The organism is Butyrivibrio sp. AE2005 (assembly GCF_000686965.1).
Classification (GTDB): Bacteria; Bacillota; Clostridia; order Lachnospirales; family Lachnospiraceae; genus Butyrivibrio; species Butyrivibrio hungatei_A.
The window spans coordinates 57374-70339 of the sequence record NZ_JMMD01000006.1 but is presented as its reverse complement, the minus strand read 5'-3'; the positions used below and the strand labels follow the sequence as shown (position 1 = coordinate 70339).

10 protein-coding genes and 1 tRNA gene are annotated in these 12966 nt (G+C 33.7%); 10 read left to right on the top strand and 1 reads right to left on the bottom strand.

Annotation, left to right across the window (positions count from 1 at the left end):
• Nucleotides 1-33: 33 nt before the first annotated feature.
• The 3 genes from DL92_RS0107035 to DL92_RS0107025 all read left to right on the top strand — a co-directional run bounded on the left by DL92_RS0107035 (nucleotide 34) and on the right by DL92_RS0107025 (nucleotide 2986).
• The gene (locus tag DL92_RS0107035) at nucleotides 34-1692 is read left to right on the top strand and encodes a DUF5722 domain-containing protein (RefSeq protein ID WP_026667286.1); all 1659 of its coding nucleotides are present in this window, start codon (nucleotides 34-36) and stop codon (nucleotides 1690-1692) included.
• Nucleotides 1693-1767: 75 nt separating this feature from the next.
• Complete coding sequence (locus DL92_RS18550) at nucleotides 1768-2841, top strand: AAA family ATPase (RefSeq protein ID WP_051625253.1); 1074 nt, start codon at nucleotides 1768-1770, stop codon at nucleotides 2839-2841.
• A 71-nt stretch (nucleotides 2842-2912) separates the two neighbouring features.
• A tRNA-Pro gene (locus DL92_RS0107025) sits at nucleotides 2913-2986 on the top strand.
• Between the two features lie 466 nt (nucleotides 2987-3452).
• On the opposite strand, the gene DL92_RS18545 is transcribed toward DL92_RS0107025, so the two are convergent.
• Nucleotides 3453-4235: a LytR/AlgR family response regulator transcription factor gene (locus DL92_RS18545; protein WP_051625252.1), complete on the bottom strand. Its 783-nt coding sequence runs from the start codon at nucleotides 4233-4235 to the stop codon at nucleotides 3453-3455.
• A 388-nt stretch (nucleotides 4236-4623) separates the two neighbouring features.
• Between DL92_RS18545 and DL92_RS0107015 the strand changes: the two genes are divergently transcribed.
• The 7 genes from DL92_RS0107015 to DL92_RS0106985 all read left to right on the top strand — a co-directional run bounded on the left by DL92_RS0107015 (nucleotide 4624) and on the right by DL92_RS0106985 (nucleotide 12037).
• Nucleotides 4624-5946, top strand: a complete 1323-nt coding sequence (locus tag DL92_RS0107015; protein ID WP_026667285.1) for an FtsX-like permease family protein — start codon at nucleotides 4624-4626, stop codon at nucleotides 5944-5946.
• A complete protein-coding gene (locus DL92_RS18540; RefSeq protein WP_081816848.1) occupies nucleotides 5943-6629 on the top strand; it encodes an ABC transporter ATP-binding protein in 687 nt (228 codons plus the stop codon). The genes DL92_RS0107015 and DL92_RS18540 overlap by 4 nt, the downstream gene beginning before the upstream one ends.
• A gap of 59 nt (nucleotides 6630-6688) precedes the next feature.
• The gene (locus tag DL92_RS0107005; protein WP_026667284.1) at nucleotides 6689-7372 is read left to right on the top strand and encodes a hypothetical protein; all 684 of its coding nucleotides are present in this window, start codon (nucleotides 6689-6691) and stop codon (nucleotides 7370-7372) included.
• Nucleotides 7362-7646, top strand: coding sequence for a transcriptional regulator (locus DL92_RS0107000; RefSeq protein ID WP_026667283.1), 285 nt, complete (start codon nucleotides 7362-7364; stop codon nucleotides 7644-7646). Before DL92_RS0107005 ends, DL92_RS0107000 begins: the two co-directional genes overlap by 11 nt.
• Before the next feature lie 226 nt (nucleotides 7647-7872).
• Nucleotides 7873-10047 carry a radical SAM peptide maturase, CXXX-repeat target family gene (locus DL92_RS0106995; RefSeq protein WP_026667282.1) on the top strand — a complete coding sequence of 725 codons (2175 nt, stop codon included), beginning with the start codon at nucleotides 7873-7875 and terminating at the stop codon, nucleotides 10045-10047.
• An 18-nt stretch (nucleotides 10048-10065) separates the two neighbouring features.
• Nucleotides 10066-10326, top strand: a complete 261-nt coding sequence (locus tag DL92_RS18535) for a CXXX repeat peptide modification system protein (RefSeq protein ID WP_034468640.1) — start codon at nucleotides 10066-10068, stop codon at nucleotides 10324-10326.
• 4 nt (nucleotides 10327-10330) lie between these two features.
• A complete protein-coding gene (locus DL92_RS0106985) occupies nucleotides 10331-12037 on the top strand; it encodes an ABC transporter ATP-binding protein (protein WP_026667281.1) in 1707 nt (568 codons plus the stop codon).
• The last annotated feature ends 929 nt before the right edge of the window (nucleotides 12038-12966 follow it).

Here is a 12966-nt window from a genome sequence, read left to right as displayed (position 1 = left end):
TAGAAATATCGTAATACGATGTGGAGGAAGGTTGTGAAAAGAAGTAATACTTTTAAGATGATCATCGGTATCATAATGACAGCGGGAGCGGTTCTTGGTGCAGCTGGTACATATGATACTTTAAACGGGGAAAACGGCAGTGTTGCAGAAGCTGCAGGAAGAGTAGTAAGTATTGATTCATGTACTATTTCCGGAGACAGTGTTGTTGTTAATGTTTCTGCAAGCAGTTTGCCGGGATCTGATGACGGCAAATATTATCTTTATGCAGATGAGGTTTATCAGGACGGCGTAACAGGTAATGTTGTGGCAACAACAGAGAAGGGTAAGAGTGCTACTTTTAAGTTTGACCTTGCACTTGGAACAAAAGAGTCAAATCTTTCCAAGAAATTCCTTGTTGCTGTAAAGAGTGGCGGATCAATGGTTCAGGTGAGTGATGAACACTATATCACAAATCCCGAAGCAATCGCATCCAAAACGGTCGGAAGAAACGACCATGGTATGAAGGGTATTCTTCCAAATGATGCGGACGCTGCGACATTTAAGGATCTCGGCGTAGCACAGATGGTATATAACCTCTACATGGGTGATATAGTAGGACCTTCAACAAACGGAGCTTATCCTACAACTGAGTTTGCATATGACGGAAAGACATATCAGTTTAATACGGCTGCACTTCAGCAGTATGACGGCTTTGTAAGATGGTGTTCGATCAATAACTTCCAGCTTACTCTTACTATTTTGAATAATAAGACAGCTGCAGGGGCAGATCTTATACATCCTCTTTCAAGAGATGAGCATGTATGTCCCGGATATGCAATGAATACCAAAGAGGATGAAGGTACACAGCACCTTAAGGCTATCGCAGCATTCCTTGCGCAGAGATATTCAGGCGGACAGTTTGGAACTGTTGATAACTGGGTAATCGGAAACGAGATAAATGCCAGAACAGAATGGTACTACATGGACTCAACAAATCTTGAGCTCAACGTAAGTGAGTATGTAAAGGCATTTAGAATATTCTACAACGGTATCAAGAGTGTAAATGCGAACGCAAGAGTATATAACTCTATCGATCAGGAGTGGAACAGAAAGTCAAATCCGGGATGTTTCCTTGCAAAAGAATATCTTGATAGATTTAACTATTATATGAGGCGTGAAGGAAACGTTGACTGGTCACTTTCGGTACATCCTTACAATGCACCTTTGTTTGACCCTTACGCTTGGAAGCAGCAGTCCCAGTATGTAAGCACATCTCTTGGTACACCATATATTACGATTGAGAATATCTATCTTCTTACAGATTATATGAACCGTGAGGAGATGCTTAATCCTGCAGGAAATGTAAGGCAGATCTCACTTTCTGAGATTGGTTATACTTCAAGCTTTGGCGAGGACGCACAGCTTGCGTCAATCGTATATGCATATACGATGGCTCAGAGCAATCCATATATCACAAGCTTTATCCTGTTCAGAGAGACTGATGATGCGCATGAAATGGAGAGCCATATAGCTCAGGGACTTAAAAACCTTGACGGAAGCAAGAAACAGTCTTATGATGCTTACAAGTATATGGATACAAAAGAGGCAGGAACTTACAAGGCAAAAGCATCCAAGATAATCGGACAGGATGTAGATGCTTTGGTGGCAAACAGAACATTTATGAGCAGAAACGGTTGGTTTTTGAACGACTGAGATTAACAATAGACTGAATTAGACTCGACACATCCGTAAGGATGTGTCGTTTACTATAAGTATGGAGTATTATTTATGAGCAAAGATCTTTTGGGAAGCCTTTATGGTGATTTTTTTTCTACACCTGTTTCCATGCCTTCAGCAGGGAAAGAAAACGTTAAGAAAGAAGATAGCGCTAAAGAGGCCGTTAGTGATAAGACTGTGGAAGATAAAGTCGATGCTATGAAAAATGCGCAGAATGCGCTTGATGAAGCAAAGGCTCTTTTTGCTGCTGACGGAAACCTTAATTCTTCGGAAGAAAAGAAGGATGAGGAACCTGAAGAAGATCCCATGGAGGCGCTTGAGAAACTCATAGGCCTTGGATCCATAAAGGATGATGTAAAAGAACTCACCGCTTTTGTTAAGGTTCAGAAAGCAAGGCAGGAGCAGGGACTTAAATCTGTACCTGTTTCACTACACCTGGTATTTACGGGGAATCCGGGAACAGGAAAGACAACCGTTGCGAGAATAATCGCAAAGATTTATAAGCAGATAGGAGTTCTTTCAAAAGGACAGCTCGTTGAGGTGGACAGATCGGGACTTGTTGCGGGATATGTCGGACAGACTGCGATCAAGACTACCGAGCAGATAAAAAAAGCTATGGGCGGAGTCCTCTTTATCGACGAGGCATATGCACTTTCCCAGAAGGATGATGCTTTTGGACAGGAAGCCATAGATACCATACTTAAGGCAATGGAAGATAACAGAAAAGATTTTGTTGTGATAGTTGCGGGCTACACAGAGCCTATGAAGAAATTCATAGAAAGTAATCCGGGATTAAAGTCGAGATTCAACAAATATATCGAGTTCCCCGATTATTCGGTGGACGAACTTGAAGAAATATTTTACATGAACTGCAATAAATATGATTACAAGGTAGAAGAGGACGTTAAGCACCAGATCAGGGCACTTATAACTTCCAGAAAGATGGGAAGTATAGACAATTTCGCCAATGCCAGAGAGATAAGAAATCTTTTCGAAGAGATCATCACCAATCAGGCAAAGCGTGTATCCACTCTCGAAGCACCTTCAAATGAAGATATGATGACGATATGCCTTGACGATCTTAAGGAACTTAGCGGGTTAGAGAAGAAAGAGGCTGAAGAGTAACAAGGTATTGAAAAATAGTAATATGACTGATATAATCAGATTTGCTGTCAGATTTTTTTCAGGCAGCACTACGGAATGTGGCTCAGTTTGGTAGAGCGCTGCGTTCGGGACGCAGAGGCCGCAGGTTCGAATCCTGTCATTCCGACTCAGTATTTTCAAGGGTTTGCGGATTTGCAGATCCTTATTTTTTATTCTCTTTGTTTTATCTACATTGTCTACCTAAGAGAGTGGTACAATAAAGCCTAATGTTGATGCGATAATAAATATTATTTATACATGTGGGATTTCAATGGATTGGCTTTGTGGACGAGATGAGGCTTTCTGTTCATAATCGCGTTGATATATAAGTTGCTACTGATGATAATGACCGAAATTGGGTTGATTTGAAAGCTTGTTACAATGAGATTTTCAATAATCCAAGAGCAATTTTGAATCAAGATTTATGCGATGTTATAGAAAAGTATATATGCTTACGAGTGAACTGTGTGGATTTGAGCGTTTTCAGGAAAATAATGAACATGAGAAATTGGAAGAGACAGATAAATAATAAAAGAGAACATTGCGACAAACTTAAAACCACGAGCGCTGTTAGCATATATGTTTGATCGTTACTAATTTGGTAGCCAGAAAAATGGGGTAGAGGTCTTATTGCCTATACCCCCCCCCATTTTTCTGGCTGCCATTTCACAGAGCCTGTTTCGTACATTTTTTCTACGGTCTTGACTTATTTTTAATTCAATTTCTTTTCCATTTAAATTTATAGTAACATAAAAGAAATTCATTTTCGTAATATAAGTATAATTGACCAAAAATGATTGATGTGTACGGAAAAAAAGGAATTTACTTTCGGATAATTCCTTTTCAACAGCATTTAATTTTCCATAAAAAAATGTTGAACTTCCATCTTGTCGAAAAATATGAATTGTACGCTTGTGACTTTCAAAATAAACAATATCTTTAAGTGGGATTCTTTGAATTTCTCGTTTAAAAGTAAATTGAAAATACGTGGCAGTTTCTTCTGTGCGTTTGTATGCTTCTAATAAATACCGACTAAATTTGCTTTTGTTTAGTGGTTTTGAAAGAAAGCGGAATGCTTCTACTTCAAACAAGTCTGGAAAATAATTGTCATAATTAGAGATGAAAATAAACAGTACCAAACGATTGGTTTCACGTATTTTTTTTGCTGCAGAAATACCGTCAATGTGTTTCATCTCAATATCCAAAAAAATTAGGTCGAAGGAATCATCGGCCTGGATACTGTTTAATAGAAATTTTCCATCTGTATAAATGTCTGTTTCTACTATAATTCCAAGTTTGTAACTATCAGCCAGAATAAGGTTTTCGAGATTTTCAGCAAATTTGAGGTCGTCATCACAAATTGCTATTCTTAGCATTAGTAATGCCCTCTTTTGATTTTGAATACTTAAAAAATATTGGTTCGATAAGTAAAATGTGTAAGGGTTTATGTCGCTTATTCTGCATGGTGTAATTTGTGGCTGAAGCTATTTCATGAGTTAATAATGAAAAAATATGTTTTTTGCAGTGTTCGAGTAAGTGTTTTCTAGTCATAATTGCAAAAAGTCCTCTTTTATTATTATTCACATAATTGATAATTATTCTACATAATTGGAAAGAAATACGCAATAGAATAATAAAAAAGCACTACATAGGGGTGTTTGTGTAAGAATTGAGCAAAAAGATATGTATAGAGGTTGAATAATATCTCAATATAGAGTAAGATAAAATAGAGAACTCTATAAAATAGAGTACAAGGAGAAAATTATGACTGATTTTTGCTCGACTATCTTTACAAAGCATGTGAAAGATAATTTTGAATTGTATGTGATGTGTTGTTTACCGGTTTTTCCTTTTTATTTTTCAGCAGACTTTTTTATATATTATTGTCTGGAGTGCGATTTTGAGAATGTACAGGGTATAGGGAATTGTTTATTTCTAATTGTCAGTGTGTTGATTTTGGTTTGTTTTGCAATATTCCGTTATTCATTAGAAGGATATATTAAGAAACATGCGGAAAAATATAATTTGCTACTTATATTGGGAATTTCTAATAAAGATTTTTGGACTACATTATGTAAAGAATATTGCCCACTCTTTATATTTTCAATTATTTTTATTGTCATTTTGAGTTCTGTAATTAGCAATATTGTATTAACAAGTATTTTCAAGATATCATTTCAAAATATGGTTATGGTTTCAGCAATTATATTTGGCATAATTCTATGTTTGTTTGTTTTTGTAATGTTAGGGACGCTTATTATTATGAAATGGAAACAAAGTAAGGTTTGTCTAGTAGAATATATGGAAGGACTTAGCAATGGGACTGAAAAAAAGCACAGAGATTGCATATCATATGGGATTTCGGAATATGCTGCGTTTATATGTTTTACAATTTCGTTAGTGCTATTGGCTAAATACTCAGTTGGTAAAATGATGTTATCTGTGTTGTTACATATAGTTGGAGTTTATTTTTTATTACAGGTAAATGGTCATGTTATAAAAAAGTTGTTTTCAAAAAATAAACAAAGATATTTTGAAAAACTTTTATCTTGGGTGGATTTCATTTCGGAGTATCGCTTGAATGGAAGTATGATTTGTGCAATTTATTCAGTTAATTTGTTATTTTCATTTGTATTTGGAGGATTGTTTGCTTCTAATACTTCTTCAGATAATGTTTTTATTGGTATTGAAATATTATTTATTATACTAGCATTATCTATAGTTTTAGAAGCGCAGGTGATTATTCTTGAAAAACTATTTATAGATATAAAAAATGATATAAAACAGCGTGAAATACTTTTTAATTTGGGAATACAGAGTTATGATTACGAAAGTTTTCTTCGGGGAAGAATAAAAAAATTGTTTTTATTACCTGGAGTGATGGCTTCTATTATGGGAATGTTTTTCTTTTTTTGCGATTATATATATCAGGAGAAGGTATCAAAATTATCTCAATTATGGAATGTGGAAGTTATTAAATATTTAAGCGTAGTACTTTTCTTTTGGGTTCTGCAATTTGGTGGTTATTTATATGCAAAAAAAAGGGTACTAAGGCAAGATAAATACAGGAATGGAGGTGCAAATTGAATCTAATTCATGCATATAATTTGGAAAAACACTATTATATTGAAAATCCGATGACATTAGAAAGAAAACGGATAGATGTAATAAATGATGTTTCGTTTCAAATTAATAAAAATGAATCGGTTGCCATTATGGGGAAATCAGGGTGTGGAAAAACTACTTTACTAAAAATGCTAGGTGGAATTCTTTTTCCTACAAGTGGAGAAATACGCTATAAAGGAGAAATACTTTCAGGATACAATAATGAACAATTAGAAATATATAGGAGAACTCAAATAGGATTTGTATTTCAGGATTACAAACTACTTGAAAATATGACTATAAAGGAAAATATGATTTTGCCATGCATTTTAGATCATCAGGACATAGAAAAGGCTTTGGAAAGAGTAGAAACTATGGCTGAAATGCTTCAGATAGGTGATAGAATTGATCATTATCCTTGTGAATTATCTGGAGGTGAAAAACAACGTGCAGCAATAGGCCGTGCGTTAATTAACTTTCCATCATTACTATTGGCAGATGAACCAACAGGAAACCTCGATACTCAAACTAGTAAAATAGTTATGGATTTATTAATTAATATACAGAAAGAATTAAAAATTTCGATGGTATTAGTAACTCATGATAAAGAGATAGCGGACTGTTGCGATAGAATTGTAAGCATTATGGATGGAAAGACATATTGATTAAAATAGAAAGAATAAGGAAAAATAATTTAGGCAATTAATAGTAGGAGAGGATAACAATGGATAGAACGATAGAAAATGCATTAGACGATATTTCTTTAATAAAAGCAGTAATAGTGAGAACTCAGAAGGATTTTGCAAAGGTAGCCAAGTTTTTTATTTGTATAGGCGTAGTTAATGGAATTGCTTGGATTATTGAGGAAACTGCTTATTTTATTAGAAGTTTTGTTGGAGATGGTAGTTGGATTGTACAGTTTTTGGGACAAGGATATCGCTTGTTACGATTTGTTGGGTATATAAGCTTGTTTATTATTTATTACAAAAAAATAAAAGCTACTAATAATGATATCAGTGAGGGAATGATAAAGATATGGGGGATGGTCTTGATTGGCTCTTACGTACTTTCTTTTTTGTATATAAGACTATTGCCAATTGGAAATGATGATAGATTGATAGCATTATGGAGATGCAGGGAATTAATAGAAGTTCTCCCGGTAATATTTGCTTTATTTATGACTGGTATACTTACAAAAAGGATTATAATAACCGCGTGTACTTCATTATATAGTATTTTATATTTTGTCTTATTTGCAAGCATGAAGGAAATAACTTATGGAAACTTTGGAGGGCAAGGTGGTGCGCAAATGCCTCTTAGTAGTATAAGTGTAAAGTGCATTATGATACTTGGTATGTTTTTTTTAGGATGGTATTTGAAGATAGGAGCAAAAGAACATGGAGATTAACTCAATACCTGAAGCTTTTCATTCAAAACTTAGACTGGCAATCTTGTCTTCATTATTAACTGGTCAAAAAAGCTTTAGTGAATTGAAAGACATAACGTCGGCTACGGATGGGAATCTAGGTGCTCAAATAAAAAAAATGGCTGATTCGGGATTTGTGATGGTGGAAAAGGAGTTCGTTAAAAACAAACCTCAGACCACATGTATAATTACAGAGTATGGGAGAGCGCAATTAATTGAATATGTTGAAATGTTAGAAAACATAATAAAACAATAGTGTTAGTTTAATGATTTAAGGGCTGTCATCATAATGACAGTCCTTTTTTATAGTAAGCGCGAAATATATTTATTTATTACCTAAAATGGTGGAAAAATGACATTTACCTGTATGATTTAAATTTATATGGTAAAGTATGTTGCGAAAATAACAGGGCAAACATTTATATGTAAAATATTGGTTTTTTATGGTGACTAAAAAATTTTTACTTAGAAGGAGACGCATAGTGGGGAACGAATACACAGTAGGAAAACAATTGACATCATGGAATGGAGGTAATGCACAATCTTTAACATTTATCGTGACTGAGGATTGCAATTTGAGATGTAAATACTGTTACATAACACATAAATGTTCAAATAAAAGAATGTCTTTTGAAGTAGCAAAAAAATTTATTGATTATGTTTTTGATGGAGATTTTCGTTTACAGGAGGCAGTCACATTAGATTTTATTGGTGGCGAACCTTTGTTGGAGATAGAACTTATTGATAAGATTTGTGATTATTTTAAATTGAAATCTTTCTTGGCGGGTAGTTCTTGGTATTGGAATTATCGAATTAGTATTTGCACGAATGGCGTTAATTATTTGGATAAGAGAATTCAAGACTTTATTAAAAAAAATGAGGATAAAGTTGGAATCACTATCACTATAGATGGAATAAAGGAAAAGCATGATTTGCAAAGAGTTTTTCCAGATGGTTCAGGATCATATGATGTTATAAAAAAGAATGTGGATATATGGAAACATCAATTTGTCGGTTCTACAAAAGTTACATTTGCTAGTGATGATCTTAAATACTTGAAAGATAGTGTTATTGGCTTATGGAATGAAGGTATTCCAGAAGTTGCTGCTAATGTTGTATTTGAAGATGTTTGGAAAGATGGTGATGATGAGATTTTTGAGAATCAGTTAAAAGAATTGGCAGATTACATATTGGACAATGGCCTACAGAATGAAAACTACTGTACGTTATTTGACGATTCGATTGGTCAGCCATATACAGAAGAAGATCTTAAGCAAACAAGTTGTGGAGCGGGCAAGATGATAGCTGTGGGCGTTGATGGCAAATTGTTTCCTTGCATGAGATATTGCGCGTATTCATTAAATGAAAAGGAAGAGTACTCAATAGGAAATGTTGATGAAGGTATTGATTTTGATAAAGTGAGACCTTTTCAGGTTGTTACATATGATTTACAAAGTGATAGCGAGTGTTTAAACTGCTCTATTGCAAAAGGATGTAGTTTTTGTCAAGGATTTAATTATGATGCATCCGACTCTGCAACAAATTTTCAAAGGGCAAAATACATATGTAAAATGCATAAAGCGCGAGTACGTGCGAATAATTACTATTTTAATAAATTATTTAATAGATATGGTATTGAAAGAGAAAACTATACACATGAAAAGGTGGCTTTGAATTTTCTTTTATCAAATAATTATGTAAATTGCTGTTCACAAAGCAATAAAGGCAACATGACAGGATTGATGATATCGATGGAAAAAGAAATGATTTTGGATGGTCTTAAATATGCAAAAGATCATTTCTATAAACCTGTTTTTATTCATTCAAAGCTAGGAAATGATTTTATTGATTGTGAAGAATTTGAAGAGTATAGAATTCTTCATATAGTTCCATTGAATTATTACAATGAAGCATGTGCAATATATAGAGATGTGTTACCAGTCATAGATGTGGCTGAGGTAGATGAAATAGTATTAGATGAAAAGATAGACAATATTGTTTTAAATTTTGATAAAGATAGTGTTGTAAAAATATCTGATACGATTTGTAAATTATGGAATAAGGTTAATAGATTTAATATTAATATCCTTGATTTGGACTATGAATTCGACTTGAAAAAATATGAAAACGAATTGCTGAAGGTTAAGGAGATGATTGTTGAAGATATTAATAAAAAAGGTGTATTACAAAAGGAGGTAAACATTCTGACTGATGAATTGCTTCTTGAGAAGCATGAAAATTGTGGAGCAGGGGATAAGAATATTACGCTTGGCCCTGATGGAAATTTATATATTTGTCCGGCATTTTATTCAGATGATACTGAAGAACCTATTGGTCATATTAACCAGGGCGAGACAAATATTAAAAATGCGCAATTATATACTCAGGAATATGCACCTTTGTGTAATATGTGTGACGCCTTTCATTGTGCAGACTGCGTGTATCATAATAAAAAGAGAACAAATGAAGTCAATATACCATCGGCTGTTCAATGTAAAAAAAGTCATATAGAAAAAAGAGTGGCTAAAATGATCCAAGATGAATGTAAAGAGAAGATTTTATTTGCACATGAGATTAAAGAAGAAAGTGGATTGGATCCAATAAAAAAAGTGATTGATAGATTAGACAATAGAAAACTTGGATTTTATCCAATGTAAAACAGGTGGAGGAATGGAATGGCAACAGTAGTTGGTAAAGTAACAGAGGAAGAAAAGCGCGATATAGAAGTTTTGCATGAAAAAAACGTAGCATTACGTAACTTGATGAAAATAGATTTAAATCCAGAAGAAAAAATAAAAGTAAATGAAGAGATGTTTATAGTAAATGAGGCAATGCGCAATTGGTGGGGAAGTAAGAGTAAAAAATATGGATGGGCTAGCAAACCAGATGGCGATTGGCAAATATTATTTGCAACTTGCGAAATATTGCTAGTTTAAAGATATGGATGACAATAGAAAGCAAAAACTGTTTATAGTAAGCAAATATTTTATTAATAAAAAAAGCGCCATTGTCTTTTTGATATGTTTGGTATTAATAGGCACAATAATTAATGGAGTAACCCCATTTTTGTTTGGAATCATAATTGATGCAATGCTTAAGAGTGATTTTGCGTCATTATTGAAAAATGCTGTGTATATGACAATTCTAGAAATGATTGGAATTATCATTGCAACTATTGAAGATTATTTTGGTAGCACTGTTACACAAAGCGTGTCAAACGAAATGAAAAAAGATGTTCTAAATCATATAATTTGCATGAAAATGAGTGGGTTGGACTGTTATTCAAAAGGGGAACTAATAAATCGACTAGAAGGAGACACTAATGAAATCGCTGGGACATATATTGGATTTTTAACAGGGATTCTACAGGTAATAATTAATGTAGGAATTTCAATATATTTTGCAGTGGTACTGTCAAAAGAGTTAACTATATTAGCAATGGGGTTTATGCCAATTCTATATTTGGGGACCATCCTATTCAAAAAAGAATATAAAATGGTAAAAACTAAGTTGAAAATATTTACTGATAAGTATATGGGGATTATTAATGAGGTATTCTCGAATTTTGAAGGTATCAAGAGTTTTAATTATCAGGAAAATATTATTCAAAAGATTAGTGCTGCATATAGTGATAACTTGATGTTGTCAAAATGTCTATATAGAACGCAAGCGAAAATGGGGGGTACTCAAAAGGCGCTAAATATTTTATTTGATATGAGCGGTATTTTATGCGCGGCTTTCTTGATTAGTTGCAATAAATTGACCATAGGAAGATATGTTTCATTTAATCAGTATATTAGACAACTTTTTCAAACAGCTTCGCAAGTTATGTCGTATGTCATGAATTTTGCTTCGTGTGACGTAAATATTGACAGAATAAATGAAGTTTTGAATGAATCGTCGGAGGATGTAAAAGAGTGCCTTTACGCAAAAGAAAAGATTAATACTATTCAAATAGAAAACCTGTCTTTTTGCTACAACAATAGAAAAATCTTAGATGATTTTAGCCTAAAAATAGAGCATACGGGATTATATACGATTGTAGGGATTAATGGAGTCGGGAAAACTACTGTTTTAAAGGTTTTATTAGGCTTATATGAATGGGAAAAAGGAACTATTTTAATAAATGGTGAATATTTTAAAAAGATTTCTCTTTATGAGTATAGAGAGCGGGTTAGTTATATTCCAAAGCAGCCTTTCCTTTTTAATGAAACTATTAAATACAACTTAACATTAGGGAGGCCAATTGATACGGAACGAATTGATTTTGTATGCAGAAAAGTTGGTCTTTATGAATATATACAGAGCCAAGAAAATAAGTACGAGACAATTGTTGGTGAAGGTGGGGGTTTTTTATCAAGTGGAACGAAACAAAAAATATCTATAGCGCGAGCAGCGTTGAAAGATTCGAGCCTTTGGTTATGCGATGAAATCACTTCGGATCTTGATGGTAGAGTAGAAACAGACGTTATGAATTATTTAAAGGAGCTTTCTCAAACAAGGATCATCGTAATGATTAGTCATAAGCTTAGCTCGGTGGAAAAAAGTGACAAAATTTTTGTGATGACTTCTGGAGGCATTATTTCTGAGGGAACCAATTCTGAACTTATAGAAAATGAAGGTTTGTATAGAGAAATGTTCAAGTAAAAAAATTAGTATATTCGTTAATACAATTTTGATGATATGAAACTCCAAAAGCATAATATCTTTGGTGATAAAATGGTTCAAGTCATAGCTGGATTTATTATGCACATAAGAGTTATACAAGAGTCGTTATGAGTACTTGAAATATGTTATGAATAAGTAATCATAACTATTATTGACTCGGAAAGGGGGAATAAGAATGAATGGACTATATCAAAGCAAATTAGGTATGGACTCAAATCGAGGCGTTATGTTAGCAGTTTGGTGTCCTTGCAAGGGTGCATGTTCTTTGGGATGTAGCGGATTATGTGCTGCTAACTGTCATGGCTCGTGTGCTGGTAATTCTTCGTATAAACCTTAATAATGATTAGGAGGAGATTTAATGAATTACGAAAGTAGAATTAATAACTCACATTCAGTTCAGTTACTTGGCTTTTGCTTAGCGTGCTATCACGCATGTAGTGGAAGTTGTAGTGGAAGTTGTAACTGGGGATGTAGTGCTAAATGTGATAATCAGTGTAGTGGTGAGTGTGGTAACAACTGTTATGGTCATAATTTAGCTGGGGCTCAAATTTAATTGTGCTAACAAATGTACTGTTAATGGATACGATTATTCAAAAATATAATATTTAATAAAGCACTCAGAGTTTTCAGGTATAAGCTGATGACATATACTAAACTCGACACATAGTAAATGCGTATTAGTTACGCTAAGTAGGTGAGTAGTAATTTTATTTACTACTCACCTTGGTGTTTTTTTGTATGGATTTTAGTCTGTGTTGAGCTTTTCGGAATTATTTGTGTGTTGACTAAACGTTAAACATAGGCAATATCATCTAAAATCCTAAGGACTCAGAAATATAAATTGTCGAAATTACAGAAAAAGCACTTGAGAGTTACAAATGTTGATTGTCAAGTAAATTTGACCCACG